Source organism: Cytobacillus spartinae, from assembly GCF_042865285.1.
In the GTDB taxonomy this organism is placed as follows: domain Bacteria; phylum Bacillota; class Bacilli; order Bacillales; family Cytobacillaceae; genus Robertmurraya_A; species Robertmurraya_A spartinae.
In genome coordinates this window covers 103,373-117,780 of record NZ_JBIACK010000004.1, presented here as the reverse complement: position 1 = coordinate 117,780, position 14,408 = coordinate 103,373, and the positions used below count along the sequence as shown (strand labels likewise).

Below are 14,408 nucleotides of genomic sequence, written 5' to 3'. Positions count from 1 at the left end.
TTACCTATCCCCTAATCGTTTTAAGGCTTCTCTGTTGTCTTTGAGGGTTTGTTGAATGAGGATCGTACGGGCAATTCGTTTTCGAATCTCTTGATCCCTCTCTACTAATTGTTTTGTATCTTCTTTTGGAACCTTTGATTCATGGCTCAAGGTGGTCATACTAAAATCCTCCTCCTTAATTCAGGTAGTCGATGAACAACATCGTGATCCCAACCAGAGATAGGGTACTCAGGACGAAGATTCCCAAGACGGCTTGAAGTCGCTTTTTCCACACTCGATTCTTTCCCCAAAAATCCTCTAGGTTTAAGACCAAGATGACCCCACACGAGACAGAAGCAATGAGAGAAATGGTAAAAATGAATGAACCTAACAGCATGAGAAACACCCTTTCCCGAGTTACATAAAAGCGGAAGCATGCACTCTATATCCGAATTCTCCCGTAGAGATTTCGGAATGTGCGGGGGAGCGAGTCCCAACCCCTCTCTTTCCTTCCGCTAAAAGAGAGAGAAATAGATTAGTTCGTTATGAGTTTCACTTCTTCTGGGGAATGATATGATCTAGTATTCTTTGCAACCCACTATCCAGTTGGTCTACTACCCTTCCTGACCAATCTCCGATGGTGGCTAACGCGTAAAGCGGAAGCCAAAGGGGAGAAAGAAGAATGACAAGAAGAAGACGAACTCGTTTCATCAATCGAAAGGACGCGGAGGTATACCATCTTCTTGATTTTCCGTACCGAATATCCATTCTCTGAGCCTCCTTAGACTTTTAGGTGGTAGAGTTCCATGACCTGTTTTTTCTCTTCCTCATCATCGGTTAAAAACCAGTTGCACTTTTTACAGGCTTTCACGCTTTTGATTTCCACTCGGACGTGACCGACAAATCGTTTTTTGTATTGACTGCTTTCGAATCCACAACATTCGCATGTATATCGTTTCAAAGGTTTTCACCTCAACATTCCAAATAAAAGAACCAGAACTCTTGCCCGAAATGGAACGACCATGGATCAAGGCGAGGGAACACTTAAGGATACCCACGGGTCGTGTCGCCTCCGCTCAGAATCTCGGCTTTGCCTATTCTTTGCACCCGCTTCACTGTACAATAGTCGTCATCTGGTTCTCATAAAAAGATTCCTATAAACACCCTCCCTCTTCGTTGAGAGGGCATGGGAGAGATAATGGAACCTAGTTCCCGCTAGATTCCTGTAGACTTCTAGTTTCCCGCTAGCATCTACTACTCTACTTTCACGATAGGATGGCTAATGAAGCATACCATTAGTATACCATGATACCGTTATTCATTCAAGTGACAAGGTATTCAATTTGGTTGCCAGAATTTGATTTCTGCCCATGCGACTCGCTTCATGGCATGACCATCCCCGTCTGGTTGAGTTAATTCCAGTTGAATCGGAAACCGCTCTTTGGGGAAAATAGCAAACACCACCCCATCGCCTTGAAACATAGGGGTTTGTACGGTGACGAGGTCACCAGGTTTAAGTAAAGATTTGAGTTCTTGAATATCCATGGTCATCCTCCTAACCATCGTTAGACATAAAGAAGAGCAAGGTTCGCCTCGCTCTTCTAGGGATTTCTAATGGATGCTAGAAGCACCACACTTCGTCTTTCTTGTGAGATTTCCAGAGTGTTGAAGAATAGTAGTTCGGGTTGTATTTCTTGATGAATTTGCCTTTCTTATCAGCGTATCCTGCACCCCACGTTGCATCGACAAAGTACGTTTTGTCCCCAATGTAGATTTCGTTCCAAACGTGTTCCATCTTTTGGCCATACACAACACTGGCTTCAATGCCTACTGCTCGGTGAAGGGCTGCGACCAGATTGGAGTACCCCGTACATTGAGCCTTTTTGTTCTTTAAGGTTTCCGTGGCGTTGTATATTTTGGCTTGACCTTTGTTCCAGTCATAGGCAATATTCTGCGTCACCCAATAGAAGATGGCTTTCGATTTATCCAGTGGCGTTTTCTTATCCTTGGTAATTTTCTTAGCCAAATCAACCATCGCCTTATCGGTGCTTGGAGCCATGTACGTTGGGTTTAAGAAGGATTCAGCAAAGGTTAGTTTGTAGGATCCCGAACCATCCATGAGAATGACAAATCCATTTTTATGACTAATCTTTGGAGTCGAAAACGCAAATTGAACTTGACCATTTTTCGGGATTTGGATGTTTACATACACATCCTTCTTTGGGTCGTTTGGGTCAAAGGCCACAACATGCAACACGCCTCTTTTTTGGTCTTCAGGAGACGCTTTTCCAATGATCGCCCATTTCTCTCCTTTGTTATAGAGCGTATAGGTTTTCAACGCTTGTGTGTAATCGTGACTCTTGGCTAGTGACAAGGCTTCCTGCTGCTTTTGACTAAACACCGTTTTGGATGGGAAAAATCCTGCATCCACCGACAACCCACCAGAAAACATGACAAATGCGACAAGTGTTACCAACAACCATTTTAATCCTCTCATTCTTTCACTCTCCTACAAATTAATGAAATTAGTGATGATACAAAGGAAGTGAATGCCTTCTGCTTCGTGGATTCTATATTCTGAAGACAATGTCTTCCTGTACCCAAATGAAAAGGCATCCCGTCTACCATGCGAAACAGACATTCAGAGCGGCTGATTCGCTAGAAGAAAAGTGCCGAATAAAAAAGCAGACAACCGTAGGAATGTCAAAATTCTTTTACAAGAAATTCGAATTCAGATACCAGCCATCTGCTTTAGTAGAATGATCGTGTAAAGGCCCTCATTTCTCTCATGTTCGAGATAAGGAGGAGATTTCCTGTTCCCAAAATGCACAACTTGTTGAACAAATAGAAACAAAGGGAATGTTTTTTATACCTTTATTATACAATCATTCCCTTGTTCTATTAAGAGTTGAACCTATTTCGATTGGTTGTAGAACCTTTCTACTAAAGATCCTCGTGGGGCTTCTTGGGTTGGAACTGGAAGATACGATGAAGGGGATGATGGAACAGACGGTGCCGTAGAGACTTCTGGAGTTTGAACAGACTCTTCTTCTTGAGCCATAGGCTGAGGACCATACATGACCTGCGGAGTGACTGGTTGATACACGGGATAGTGAGGTTGAGGAGGGTAAGGGATAGAAGGAGCGGTGTAATACATCGAATCATCTTGAAGTAGATTTGACTTGGTTGGAGAAAGTGGTTGCTTCGGTGCTTTCGGAGTTTTGATTTTTGGAGTGTATCCTTCTTTACGACGTTTGAACACGAAGAATGCAACAACTCCCACTCCTACTAGGAGAACCAAAAATCCTCCGGCTGTGGCTACAACACTCGAACCATTGGAAGAAGCAGATGTTATCTTCACCCAAAAAGGACCTTCTTTGACTTCATAGATGACAACGGCTTCAATGGCGGCTTTGTTCACTTCGCCCCCATCAGCCACAATGCGAAGAGAGTCGGAGTGTGAGCCTACCGCTCCATCTTCGGGTACTTCTAACCACGTTTTAATGGTCATCGAGTCATTGGGTTTTAATTTGAACTGTTTCACATCTCCGTGAAGATAGCCTTTGGACTCTACTGTAAAGGTTTGTTCCTGATCGCCAGAGTTTTTCACGACCACATCCTTCAAAGGAACTCGTTTTCCTTGAGGAATGGCCTCTTCAATTTTCATCTTGGCTGGTGCTACATTTAACCCTGTATTGGCTGAACCTTGAGTCACAAATGAAGTCGTCAAAACGACTGAAAGAATCAAAGCAAGCAACATTCGCAAGAACCATGGGGTTGTGGATTGTAGTCTTATTTCCCTACAATCTTTTTTCCTTACAGGAAAAAAGAATAGGGAAAAAAGATTAGTAGAATCATTGTTCATATTCATGACATTTCCTCCTTTAGATGGGTTGGATAATCTGAACTCCTTTCTCGGAATTCAGATAAGGGAGAAAAAATCTCCCTTATTTTGCAAGCAATGTCCATGTGACCGGGATGTTGTAGGTTCCTGTTGGGGTGTTCGCCCCAAACAAAATCTCAAGGTCGAAGTTTTCATTGCCACCAGCAAGGACCTCAAAGTTCGTGTTCTTTAGGGTTTGGTCTAACAGCGTAGTGGCTACCGCATCGGACACTGAAGTAAGCACTTCACTTGCTGCATCTGGAATCGTAGTCGAATAGGTCAATCCACTTGCAGACACATCTCCCACTTGGGCATAGAGTCGACCATCCACACTTCCGTTGTTTTTAATATTCACCACGGTATCAGCGACAATGACCCCGTCAATTTTTTGGTAAGTCTGTAAAGCCGTATTTCCGGTTACAACCAGATCCAGAGAAGGTTCTTGAATCTCTACAGAATAGGTAACGGTTTGAGCGGCGGAGGTAGCTCCGGCGAATCCTGCCACGAGGGCAAAAGCAAGGATTCCAGTTAACAATGGTTTGCGTTTTTGTTTGGTCAAAACAATCATCCTTTCAAAAGTGATTGCTCTCAAAAGAGAGACAAGTCTGAAATCCAGAAAGGGAATTCAGAACATAACTCCCCTTATTCAGGAGAGGTTTGTAAAGGAACGAGAGTCGCCTTCATCTTTTTCGGTTTGCCTTCTCGAATTACGGTCAGTTCCACAGCATTTCCGACTTCTTTCTCAAACAAGACCTTTCGAAGATCTAAGAGGTTATTGACTTCTTTTCCGTCAAATTTCAAGATGACATCGCCTTTTTGTAGGGATGCTTTGCTTCGAGATTCTACATTTTCTACATACAGTCCTTCTGACAGTTCAAACGGGGTTTCTCCCTCAAACTGCGAGATGGGGATGACCCCAATTCCAAGGGAAGGGCGAACGAAGTCTCCCTTTTGTTCGATGATGCCTGATACAATCTTCACGGTTTCGTTCATGGGAATCGCAAATCCCATTCCTTCGACAATCGGGTTATCAATTTTAGAACTTGGAACACCCACAAGCACTCCTTGTTCATTGACGAGAACTCCTCCTGAGTTTCCAGGATTAATCGGAGCGTCAGTTTGGATGAGGGATTGTTCCCAATACTTGATTCCGTGCCAATCTTCCATCGGAAGAATTCGATTGATAGCGGAAACCATGCCTTTTGTAATCGTCGAAGCAAAGTTTTCATCGAGTGGAGACCCTACCACAAATACGGTGTCTCCTACTTCCACGCTTGACTCTTCTTTTATAGCAAGTGGCTTCATGTCTTGTTTGCTCAATTGGTCCGGATTTCCCTTTAGGACGGCCAAGTCGCTAAATACATCTTTCCCAACCAGACTAACTGGAATCTTTTCGCCTTTTGGGGTCAGCAGTTCCATTTTATCAACCTCTTTGACCACGTGAGCGTTGGTGACGATGTACCCTTCTTTTGCGTCAATGAGGAAACCAGAACCGGATCCATTTTTATTTCCATCTTTGTCGTAGGTCAGGATCGCTCCAACAGAAAAACTGACGGATTGTACCGCTTTTTTAACCGTCTCTTCCTTTTGCTCAAGGGCTTCGAGTTGATGAGTGGCTTGTCCGAGGTCATGAGTAACCTCTTGTAGATCATTTTCGAGGGAGCGAATGTGTTGAGTGGAGGAGAAAATAGTGGTTGAGGTTAAAAGGAGAGCGGAAAGAGCAAAGAGTAGAGCGGGTTTATTCATGAAATACCTCCTTAATATTCTTATTTCCCTATATTTTTGTTTTTGTAAGAATCGGGAAAAAAGATGAATGAATCATAACGAACAGAGACATGCTCTGTTCTAGGATTTACAGAACTCAGAGAACGCCTTGTACGGTACGTCTCCTCTTTCTTTTAACCGCTCAAAAAGTTGTTGAGTACTTCTTACGTCTTCTATCGCTCGGTGGGCATTGACCAGCGAAATCCCGAAGTAATCACACAATGTCCCAAGTTTGTTATTGGCACTTGGAATATTAAGCGTACGAGCCGTTTGAAGGGTGCAAACCCCTTCTCCACTAAAGAGTGGAAGTCCTAGACGGATACAAGCAGCCTTTAGGAATCGGGCATCAAACGATAGGTTATGTGCGACCATGAAGTCGACATCTCCAATCCATTTGATGAATGCAGGCAAGATTTCTTCTTCGGTAGGCTTTCCGATGAGATCGGAATTCCGAATTCCCGTGATTTGGGTAATCACAGCAGAAATATAGGTGCCTGGATTCACCAGTGCTTCAAACTCATCGACGACTTGACCATTGCGAACCTTGACGGCTCCAATTTCAATGATCTTGTCATGACGATGGCTTCTTCCACTTGTCTCATAGTCAAATACGATGTACGACTTAGAGGAAGAAGAAGTAGCGACTTGGAAATGATAGGTTTCCTTGTGGCGACAGACCGGAAAGCGAGTACAGGAGAGAACACCCCGAAGAGCACGGAGTGTTCCGGTTTGGCATTGAGGACATTTCATCAAGATGCCTTCACCTCACTCAAATCAGAAAGAGCGTTTTCCACTACCTTCATTCTGTTCTCTATTTGAGCCAGTTGCTTAAGCAATCTCTCCTTTTCTGCGGAAAGATTCTTTCGTTCCTGTTCTAATAGTTTTTGAACGATTGGTCCCATTTTTTTACTCCCCCTTACATGCGAAATGGTTGTTCAAAGGCTTGAAACGCATCATAGGCACTGCCGAAATGATTTTTGGGTTGAGCCACACGTAACTGTTTGTTTAGTTCTTTGTCCACATCCATTATGCGAATGGATTGATCTTGGAATTCTCTTGAGACACTAGCCATGTCTTCTCGAAAAGTATCCCAATCTCTCGCTGTTGCCATGGAAGGTTTCGGCGAGAAAGAAGTGTCTTTCCTTGAGAAAGAAGTGTCTTTCTTCGGGAAAGAAGTGTCTTTCCTTGGTTCGTAAGAAGATGTTTTTATACGGTTAACAGGAGGTGCAGACGATTTTCTCGTGGCCAAAAGCAGGAGTAAATCATCATCAAGGATGGTTGAATTCTTAGGCGCTTTTTCTTTTTTTACGGAAGTGGTCAAAAAGCCGACAATTCCAACAGCAATCATGATTCCGCCAAGTAATTCCATGGTTCATTTCCCCTTTTCTTATCCTTTTTTCCTTCCTTTTCGAGTGAAATCTAAGATACGCTCCTTTTATTTTATCACGTTATTCATTAAAAATACACCTTTTCAAAGGGTATTCCAATAAAAAAACGCCCTCTCGGAGAGCGTTCTTCGTATTTTGTCACAGATTACAACACTTCATAGTCCGAAACCAGGATGTCATACTTGTCACGACCCGCAAAGTAACTTTTACCGACCGTCACATAGACGGCTAGTTTCTGACCCACTTGAATGTTGGCATCCGCTCCACGGAATAGCGTGAATTCAGAGCCATTCACGGAGAAGAAGCGAAGGTGGTTTTGTTTCGGTCCAAAGATGGATACTTCGCCTACTACACATTCCACTCGGAACACTGGACGTGGGAACCCGTGACCAAATGGTGCCAAACATTCCATGTGATCGCACAGGGTAAACATGTCTTGTTCAAAAATGGTAGCAAGATACTCGTTCACCGATACGCCAAGTTCGGTTGCTTCATATACTTCCTGAATCGCAGCGTGGAACAAATCAAAATGGGCAGGGTCTAAAGAAAGACCAGCGGCTTCTGCGTGACCACCCCAATTCACAAATACGTGAGGGTGTTTTTTCTCGACGGCGGCAAACGCATCGTACAATGAAAAACCAGAAAATGTACGAGCAGAGCCTTTATAGACCTCTTTCCCCGTATCGGTTTTCCCTTTTGTTAGCACGATGGCTGGTTTTCCGGTCATTTCAACTAATTGACCAGCGAGAATCCCCGCAAGCCCCTCATCGACACTCGGCATGAGCAAGACTTGTACCGGATGGTCTGTCAGCAAGGTTTCCGCTTCTTTTTTCGCTGCTTCTGCTAACACTTGACGTTTTTTGTTCCATTCGCCGCAAACATTCGCAAAAATGAGTGCTTCTAACTTCGTCTGAGAGAGGAGAAGTTTAAGCGACTCTTCAGCCGAATCCAAACGACCTGGTGCGTTAAGAGCTGGACCCATGTAGAAACCAATCGAAGTTTCATTTAATCCTTTTGGATCCATGCCAAGGGCTTTCATCAACGCTTGAATCGGAACCGAAGGCTTTGATTTCATGCGCTTTAAGCCTTCTACGACAAAGTAGCGGTTCTCATCGACGAGTGGCATGACGTCTGCTACCGTACAAAGAGCGGTTGCTTCAATGAACGCATCTTCTTCCCCACTCATCCCCATGTAGTCAAACAAGGCTTGAGCCAGTTTAAAGGCGATGAGTCCTCCGCAGATGCTCTTAAACGGATACGGACATCCCTCTTGGTGAGGATTGATGACGACATCCGCTTCAGGTAATGTTTCACCCGGATGGTGATGATCCGTTAACAGCACCGTCATGCCGTAGGATTTTGCAAGACGAATTGCTTCATGCGCACTAATCCCGTTATCAACCGTTAAGATGATTTTTGTGCCTCGTTTCTTGAGGTTCTCTACGACGGATGCTTTGATCCCGTAGCCTTCACGTTTGCGGTGAGGAATGTAGTAGTCTACGTTCGCCCCCAATTTTTTCAGCGTTTGAACCGCAATGGCGGTAGCCGAAATCCCATCCACGTCATAGTCGCCGACAACCGTGATGTGTTCTCCAGAGATAATCGCCATCTCTAAAGCCTCTACCGTCTCTTTCATGCCTTTCATCAAGAAAGGATCGTGGCATTGCTCTTTTGTTGGAAACAGATGAGCCATGACATCTTTCACTTGATGAAACCCGCGAACGGCGAGATGCGTGATGAGGTGAGGATGAAGTGTTGGGTATCCACTTCGTTTGAGTTGTTGTTGCAGAAGTCTTTCTTGAGGAAATGTAATCGGCTCAAGAGGCTTCCAATTGAGTGTTGCCTTCATGTGACGTCCCTCCTTCTTTATCGTGTCTATATTCGTATTATATACCTATATTCAACATACTAGACACGAAAAGCCTTGTCAAATAATCTTGTTTGACAGGGCATAAGGCGAGAATTCGTCACGAATTTCGCCCGAATCTTAATTCCTCTAAGGAATTAAGATTGATTCTTTTTTTGATGAGCATAGGCTAACAGGTCGGATAGCAAGAATACATGGTATTTTCCTACCTTTTGGGAAGGTAGTTTTCCTTTTGTCCACTCTTCATGGATATACTGGCGACTGACGCCAAGTAACCACGCCGCATCTCCAGAGGTGAGAAGAATCATGGGAAAGGAGGTTTGGTGGGCTTTCATGAGGATGCCTAGTGGTCGATTCCAGAAGGAAGCGGGAACCAGTGGCTCCGGGTGACCAGGAGAGCTGAAGATTAGGGTGAGAAATCGTCTAACCGCTTGGTTCACCGTCTCTTCCTGATGCAGCCATTCCGATAGAAATGCCTCTAAGAGATGATTCGCTTCCCTTCTCCCCTCCTTTCCTTCTTCGATCCATTGTTTATAAAGCGTTTCTTTGGAATTCGCCTCATCTGGATGACAAAGGAACGTGGAGAGGAGTTCACGGAATTCAGGAATGGAAATGGGTAGTTCTAAGGAATGCTGCTGGTAATAGGTATGAAACCCCTCTACCCAATAGGCTTCTTCTTGCTGCATCTCAGTCTTGGTGATTGACAACGCCATAGACCGTTACACTCCCTCCTTGAAACGTATAAGATGTTTTCTGAAGTTTTATCCATTGCATCCACGCCTGGATACTCACGGCACCAGATAGAATGGAAGCAACTCCATACCCCATTTCAAATGACTTCAAAAATCCGAATGCTAAAACGAAGAAGAACACAGCTCCCCAGAACATACGGGGCTTGCACTTTTTGATGCTTAACACACGCTTTCTTTCTAATTCAACTAACTCTTTTAATTGTGGATCCATTTTGGCTGGTAATACAGGGAACATGGGTCTCAACTCCTTTATGATTCGATTTAGAAGACTCTGGGCGTTCCTCCCTTTTTTAAGAAAGTTGGAAACTTCAGGATGTCTGTCCATATCTTGTTGTCTTCAGTTTACGCTGCTACTAAATATTGTGTCAAGTGTTTTGAGGTGAAAAGCATAAAAAAACTTGTCATAAAGAAAAACACTCCATCCAACGATGGAGTGCAAGAGGATTATTCATCCTCGATTTTAGCAAGCGTGATGCGTGTGGTTTCTTTTGAAACCTTCTGTACACAAGGCACTAACTCGCCAGTTTCTTTAAACACTTCTGTCGCAATCTTGATGAATTCCTTTTTGTTCACATCGACTTTTTGAGCCGCAAAGAATATTGGATTCGTCTCGACCAACTCTTTGGCGGCGGTGGTATCGACTAACTCCCAATCCTCTTTGACCGTGACACTAACCGTTCCAAGACCTGGATACGATAGTGATTTGCAATCGCCACTCTTGCTCTTTTTCGATTCGCCGTGTTGTTTCGCATCCTCGGCGAGCTCCTCACGAATGGATTTTTCCTCTTCTGTTAGAGCATCTAACTGCTCTTTGAGAGGCTTCATGAGGGCTTCTAACTTTGCTTTTAGTTCTTCGCTTTCCTTAGTAATCTCGTGTAGTCTTCCAATTTTAATCGCTGACATATGATTTTCCCCTTTCGATTATCTGGAACAAGAAGTTCCAGAAGCCTTCATTTGTCGTGCAAAAAACATATTGATATACATATATTATACCGTTATTCATAATATAAATTCAAGGGAAGAAATAAAAACCCTCTTAGGAAGAGGGTTGAAGATGAGTCAGGGCTTCTTGAGATTGTTGTCTTGCAAATACGAAGTCTTCCCAATTTGGGCTAGAAACCTCTGTTTCTTTGAAATCCACCATCGCTTGATACAACGGAACCGCTTCTGAAGCCTTGCCTTCTATCTCCAGAATATTGGCATAGTGGTAGACGGCAAGAGCCGCACGAGCAATCAAATCTTGGATGTCGCTCTTCATGATTTCATGTTCATACAATTCCTTTGCCTTTTCTTTTTCCTCTGTCCAATAGAGAATCCATGCATACTTATCTAAGAAGTATTCAGGATCTGGATAGTTGTCAGCCAGCGCAATTCCTGTACCGGTTCTGGCTTCTGCTTGTGCTTTTGAAACATCTTCGTGAGCCAGATACAAGTCAGCGAGTTTGAAGTGAACATCCGGCATACGGGGATGACGGTCCAAAAATTCTTCTAACAAGGCAATCGAGGTATCAGGCTTTCCGGTCATCTGCAACTCAAGGTCAGAGAGGGTAAAAAGGAGATACATGGAATTCGGGTATTCTTGATACCAGGCTTCTGTCTGCTCCTTTGCCGCAACCAGATTGCCTTGCTCCATGTAAGTGCGAATGAGGTCGATATTATGATAGTCATAGTCGACTTCGCTCTTTTGTTTTTCCTCTACCGCATACTCTTCTTTTAAATCGGTTACCCACTGTTCGAGTTCAGCCTTCGCGTCTTTTGGAGCCGTTGTGGGCTCTTTCGAATCAGTTGGTTCTTCTGTCACGATGGTTACTTCTTTCTCAAAGGGTCCAAGGTTGCCTACGTACATGATGATGGTTAAAAGACTAGCGATGACCCCTACTGCTAGTAGAGACCATTTTACCTTTGGATTCATGTGAGTTCTCCTTTCTAATATCCGTGTCTCTAAATTCCCCAAGGGATTTCAGAAAATCGAATGAACACTACGAGTTTAACGTAGCCGTTAATTTGCGGAAACGATTCATTTGGGAATCTCCCCCGACATCGGGGTACTTCCCTACCACACTGTCTTTTGAAGTTTTTTCTTCTGGCTCTTTTTCAGACGGAGTAGAAGATGGGGTTGGCATGGTTGCCACCAGTTCACGAGGAGGTTCAAGTTGACTAACATGTACATGCCACTTATGACTCCATACCATGGTTCCCGATAGCGAAACGAGGTAATGAGGAGATTCTAAAGGGGTCAGTTGAAGATTCATCTGCACGAGGGCGTTGCCACTTTGATGGTAGGTACGGTCTTTGGCTCGAAGCATGAGCTGAGTCTTTACCGTTTCTAAGAAGTTTGGAAATTGAAGGATGCTCTGAGTAGGTACCGCCATGACATGTTCTAAGAACAAAGGTCCTACAATCGTATCAGGAGGAGCGCCTAAACAGTCTGTGGTCGTGGTAAGGCAGATTTTATCTAATTCCATGCAACGACTACACAGTACACGAGGACCTACCTGAAAAAGGGGTAAAGGTCGTTCGGGATTGCTTTTGATCCCACAAGAAGAGCAAACCCATGCAAACTCAGATGCAAAACTCAAGGATTGATTCACCTCCATGATTCTATAGATCTTACAAAGAACCGAACGTCTAAATGATATTCGGAATAATCCGAAACCAATGGATTCGGAATAACATCTGAATTCATATAAGAATCCAGATTAGAACGCAACACGTTTGGCGTCTTTTCGATTATAGGAGCCTTTTCCTTTTTTGGAAGGCTTGATGCGGTTCGTTGGGTTAATCGCCCACATCAATCGAGAATTGCTCATTTCACCAATCGTGCTTTTTTTCTTTTGATTTTTCATAGGATCCCTTCCTTTTCGCGAAATGTTTCTGAATGTGAAAAACTTACATTCAGATGGTCTGAAATTCCATAGGAAATTCAGATCAATGGAACATAAACAGAAGAGCTGTCTGAACTTCCTAAAGAAATCCAAGAAACCATGCCCTTCTCGCCGAATCTTTCGGTACTATTTCTTCTTTTTCGTTTGAAGCAATTTCTCTACTTGTTTCTTGGAGGTTTGAGCGACTTTTTGAGCTGTCGGCAGTTCTTGTTGAACCAGTGGATGGTTCACTTGGTTGGGATCAAGGGTTAGGATGCCATCATAGACTTTCAGAGCATTCTCGTATTGCCCTGCTTTTTCTAAGGTAAACCCGTAATTCAAACGTGCTTCCAGTTGCGTTAAAATACTTGCTTCATCTGAAAAAACTTTCTTTTGGTAGAAATGGATGGCATCTTTTGTGTTGTTATTTAGGGACAAAGCCCATGCGTAATGAGCATAGAACATCGGTAGTTCTGGGAGTTGTAACGAAATCGCTTCGTCTAATGCTTGCTTAGACAAAGTGAGGGCTTTTTTAAAGGAGTCTGTTTTGTAGGTGTAGGTGTAAAACTTGCTCAAGTGAGTCTTCACGTAAGGGCTCTTCGTTTGGGTTAAAAAAGTCTCTAGGATTTCAATGGAGCGGGATGGTTTTTGCGTACCGGCGTAATAGTAGTATGCGGCTTCTAATGCCATTCGCTCACTCTTGGGGAAAAGTTGTAACATCTCCTCCATCTTGGCTTTTGCCTCTTCTTTTTTGCCGTTTTTCCAGAGAGCATAGAATTCATTTAACCCTGTTTCTTCTGCTTCTTGAAGAGGCGTGTTGAGATGAATCGGAGAAGACAACTGGTAATCTTCTAAAGAAGACTCCGCTAGTTCCATTTGAACCTCTGGTGGACTGGAAGCCGGTTTGGTTGAGATTAAAGCCACCAGCACTAATCCACTGATGAGGAGCGTACCCAAGCACCCTACGACAAACAACCAACGTCGTTCTTGGTACAAGTCTAGCAATCGTTCTTCTATGTTTTTTAGGGTTTCAATCATGACAACAAAGAACCTCCTTTAGGGGTTATAACCCCCTTCGAATGAAGAGGGAAGAGGGTTATCCTTGGAATTGTTGAAGAACCTCTGAGGCTGCATCTTTCGTGTATGGGAGCTCTTGTTTGACTCTCTCATCTTGAATGCTGTTTTCATCAATCGCTAAGATGTCTTGCAACACTTGGATGGCTTTTGCAGATTGTCCATCAACCTGAAGGGCAATAGCATAGTTGAGGCGGTGCTGAAGGTGTTTGAAGGTATCTTCTGGAGCCTTGAATACTTCTTGTTCGTAAATCGCAATCGCTTCTTTTGCTTGTCCATTTAAAGTTAAGGCTTGAGCGTAGTTGGCTTGGATGAATGCGACATCTTGTAATTTTTGTTCTGCAGCAAGGTTAAGAGCAGTTTTTAACGTATCAACGGCTTTTGGATAGAACTCTGCCTTGTACATCAGGATGTAGTAGTACCCTAACTCATTCCAGGATTGTACATCTTTGGAGTTTTTCGTGAAGGCTTCGAGCAATTGAATGCTTCGATCAGGGGATCCATCTTTTGAGAAGTAAAGATTCGCGGCTTCTAAGTGGAAACGTACATTTTGTGGGTGTTCTTTGACAAGGGTGTTAATGATGTTTTCTGCTTCATCAAGGTTTTGGATGGACCACGCTTGATAGAAAGGTTCTAACAACTTGCTGTCTTGGCTAGAGGTATCGGCAACCGGTTGATCGACTTCTTTATTCGATTCGGTTTCATCTACAACTTCTTCGGTTTTTGGGTTGTTTTCTTTCGGCTCTTCTTTAAAGAAAAACCAATAGCCCGCTCCTCCTGCTAAGAGTAAGGCTGCAAGAATGACAATGATTCCATTTTTGTTCAAATGATATTCCT

The 14,408-nt window shown here is 43.6% G+C and carries 21 protein-coding genes; all 21 read right to left on the bottom strand.

What is annotated here, in order from left to right:
- On the bottom strand, positions 1–159 hold the full coding sequence (locus ACFYKX_RS10450; RefSeq protein WP_389360803.1) for a hypothetical protein: 159 nt from the start codon (positions 157–159) through the stop codon (positions 1–3).
- A complete protein-coding gene (locus tag ACFYKX_RS10445; RefSeq protein ID WP_389360801.1) occupies positions 156–290 on the bottom strand; it encodes a hypothetical protein in 135 nt (44 codons plus the stop codon). Before ACFYKX_RS10445 ends, ACFYKX_RS10450 begins: the two co-directional genes overlap by 4 nt.
- Before the next feature lie 241 nt (positions 291–531).
- Positions 532–747 carry a hypothetical protein gene (locus ACFYKX_RS10440; RefSeq protein WP_389360799.1) on the bottom strand — a complete coding sequence of 72 codons (216 nt, stop codon included), beginning with the start codon at positions 745–747 and terminating at the stop codon, positions 532–534.
- A gap of 13 nt (positions 748–760) precedes the next feature.
- Positions 761–940: a hypothetical protein gene (locus ACFYKX_RS10435; RefSeq protein WP_389360797.1), complete on the bottom strand. Its 180-nt coding sequence runs from the start codon at positions 938–940 to the stop codon at positions 761–763.
- Positions 941–1,317: 377 nt separating this feature from the next.
- Positions 1,318–1,524: a hypothetical protein gene (locus ACFYKX_RS10430; protein WP_389360795.1), complete on the bottom strand. Its 207-nt coding sequence runs from the start codon at positions 1,522–1,524 to the stop codon at positions 1,318–1,320.
- Positions 1,525–1,600: 76 nt separating this feature from the next.
- The gene (locus tag ACFYKX_RS10425) at positions 1,601–2,455 is read right to left on the bottom strand and encodes a transglutaminase domain-containing protein (protein WP_389360794.1); all 855 of its coding nucleotides are present in this window, start codon (positions 2,453–2,455) and stop codon (positions 1,601–1,603) included.
- Positions 2,456–2,893: 438 nt separating this feature from the next.
- A complete protein-coding gene (locus tag ACFYKX_RS10420) occupies positions 2,894–3,850 on the bottom strand; it encodes a hypothetical protein (RefSeq protein WP_389360792.1) in 957 nt (318 codons plus the stop codon).
- 76 nt (positions 3,851–3,926) lie between these two features.
- Positions 3,927–4,367: a hypothetical protein gene (locus ACFYKX_RS10415; RefSeq protein WP_389360790.1), complete on the bottom strand. Its 441-nt coding sequence runs from the start codon at positions 4,365–4,367 to the stop codon at positions 3,927–3,929.
- 137 nt (positions 4,368–4,504) lie between these two features.
- On the bottom strand, positions 4,505–5,608 hold the full coding sequence (locus ACFYKX_RS10410) for a S1C family serine protease (protein WP_389360788.1): 1,104 nt from the start codon (positions 5,606–5,608) through the stop codon (positions 4,505–4,507).
- Positions 5,609–5,707: 99 nt separating this feature from the next.
- Complete coding sequence (locus tag ACFYKX_RS10405; protein WP_389361194.1) at positions 5,708–6,376, bottom strand: 3'-5' exonuclease; 669 nt, start codon at positions 6,374–6,376, stop codon at positions 5,708–5,710.
- Entirely contained in the window at positions 6,376–6,528 is a 153-nt protein-coding gene (locus tag ACFYKX_RS10400) for a hypothetical protein (protein ID WP_389360786.1), read from the bottom strand. The genes ACFYKX_RS10405 and ACFYKX_RS10400 overlap by 1 nt, the downstream gene beginning before the upstream one ends.
- Positions 6,529–6,542: 14 nt before the next feature.
- Positions 6,543–6,995 (bottom strand): hypothetical protein, encoded by a 453-nt coding sequence (locus ACFYKX_RS10395; RefSeq protein WP_389360784.1) that lies wholly within the window; start codon positions 6,993–6,995, stop codon positions 6,543–6,545.
- A gap of 164 nt (positions 6,996–7,159) precedes the next feature.
- Positions 7,160–8,863: a single-stranded-DNA-specific exonuclease RecJ gene (recJ, locus tag ACFYKX_RS10390; RefSeq protein WP_389360782.1), complete on the bottom strand. Its 1,704-nt coding sequence runs from the start codon at positions 8,861–8,863 to the stop codon at positions 7,160–7,162.
- 155 nt (positions 8,864–9,018) lie between these two features.
- Positions 9,019–9,594 (bottom strand): helix-turn-helix domain-containing protein, encoded by a 576-nt coding sequence (locus ACFYKX_RS10385; RefSeq protein ID WP_389360780.1) that lies wholly within the window; start codon positions 9,592–9,594, stop codon positions 9,019–9,021.
- On the bottom strand, positions 9,569–9,868 hold the full coding sequence (locus ACFYKX_RS10380; protein ID WP_389360778.1) for a hypothetical protein: 300 nt from the start codon (positions 9,866–9,868) through the stop codon (positions 9,569–9,571). The genes ACFYKX_RS10385 and ACFYKX_RS10380 overlap by 26 nt, the downstream gene beginning before the upstream one ends.
- Before the next feature lie 209 nt (positions 9,869–10,077).
- Positions 10,078–10,536, bottom strand: coding sequence for a hypothetical protein (locus ACFYKX_RS10375; protein ID WP_389360776.1), 459 nt, complete (start codon positions 10,534–10,536; stop codon positions 10,078–10,080).
- A gap of 133 nt (positions 10,537–10,669) precedes the next feature.
- A complete protein-coding gene (locus tag ACFYKX_RS10370) occupies positions 10,670–11,545 on the bottom strand; it encodes a tetratricopeptide repeat protein (protein ID WP_389360774.1) in 876 nt (291 codons plus the stop codon).
- Between the two features lie 67 nt (positions 11,546–11,612).
- Positions 11,613–12,212 (bottom strand): hypothetical protein, encoded by a 600-nt coding sequence (locus ACFYKX_RS10365; protein ID WP_389360772.1) that lies wholly within the window; start codon positions 12,210–12,212, stop codon positions 11,613–11,615.
- A 120-nt stretch (positions 12,213–12,332) separates the two neighbouring features.
- Positions 12,333–12,479, bottom strand: a complete 147-nt coding sequence (locus ACFYKX_RS10360; protein WP_389360770.1) for a hypothetical protein — start codon at positions 12,477–12,479, stop codon at positions 12,333–12,335.
- 165 nt (positions 12,480–12,644) lie between these two features.
- Complete coding sequence (locus ACFYKX_RS10355) at positions 12,645–13,535, bottom strand: tetratricopeptide repeat protein (RefSeq protein ID WP_389360769.1); 891 nt, start codon at positions 13,533–13,535, stop codon at positions 12,645–12,647.
- Between the two features lie 58 nt (positions 13,536–13,593).
- Positions 13,594–14,397 carry a tetratricopeptide repeat protein gene (locus ACFYKX_RS10350; protein ID WP_389360767.1) on the bottom strand — a complete coding sequence of 268 codons (804 nt, stop codon included), beginning with the start codon at positions 14,395–14,397 and terminating at the stop codon, positions 13,594–13,596.
- Positions 14,398–14,408: the final 11 nt, after the last annotated feature.

Bases quoted from the DNA above. Each gene is read 5' to 3' on its own strand.
- ACFYKX_RS10450 (WP_389360803.1), bottom strand. From the start codon at position 159: ATGACCACCTTGAGCCATGAATCAAAGGTTCCAAAAGAAGATACAAAA.
- ACFYKX_RS10440 (WP_389360799.1), bottom strand. From the start codon at position 747: ATGGATATTCGGTACGGAAAATCAAGAAGATGGTATACCTCCGCGTCC.
- ACFYKX_RS10430 (WP_389360795.1), bottom strand. From the start codon at position 1,524: ATGGATATTCAAGAACTCAAATCTTTACTTAAACCTGGTGACCTCGTC.
- ACFYKX_RS10420 (WP_389360792.1), bottom strand. From the start codon at position 3,850: ATGAATATGAACAATGATTCTACTAATCTTTTTTCCCTATTCTTTTTT.
- ACFYKX_RS10410 (WP_389360788.1), bottom strand. From the start codon at position 5,608: ATGAATAAACCCGCTCTACTCTTTGCTCTTTCCGCTCTCCTTTTAACC.
- ACFYKX_RS10405 (WP_389361194.1), bottom strand. From the start codon at position 6,376: ATGAAATGTCCTCAATGCCAAACCGGAACACTCCGTGCTCTTCGGGGT.
- ACFYKX_RS10400 (WP_389360786.1), bottom strand. From the start codon at position 6,528: ATGGGACCAATCGTTCAAAAACTATTAGAACAGGAACGAAAGAATCTT.
- ACFYKX_RS10395 (WP_389360784.1), bottom strand. From the start codon at position 6,995: ATGGAATTACTTGGCGGAATCATGATTGCTGTTGGAATTGTCGGCTTT.
- recJ (WP_389360782.1), bottom strand. From the start codon at position 8,863: ATGAAGGCAACACTCAATTGGAAGCCTCTTGAGCCGATTACATTTCCT.
- ACFYKX_RS10385 (WP_389360780.1), bottom strand. From the start codon at position 9,594: ATGGCGTTGTCAATCACCAAGACTGAGATGCAGCAAGAAGAAGCCTAT.
- ACFYKX_RS10380 (WP_389360778.1), bottom strand. From the start codon at position 9,868: ATGTTCCCTGTATTACCAGCCAAAATGGATCCACAATTAAAAGAGTTA.
- ACFYKX_RS10375 (WP_389360776.1), bottom strand. From the start codon at position 10,536: ATGTCAGCGATTAAAATTGGAAGACTACACGAGATTACTAAGGAAAGC.
- ACFYKX_RS10370 (WP_389360774.1), bottom strand. From the start codon at position 11,545: ATGAATCCAAAGGTAAAATGGTCTCTACTAGCAGTAGGGGTCATCGCT.
- ACFYKX_RS10360 (WP_389360770.1), bottom strand. From the start codon at position 12,479: ATGAAAAATCAAAAGAAAAAAAGCACGATTGGTGAAATGAGCAATTCT.
- ACFYKX_RS10355 (WP_389360769.1), bottom strand. From the start codon at position 13,535: ATGATTGAAACCCTAAAAAACATAGAAGAACGATTGCTAGACTTGTAC.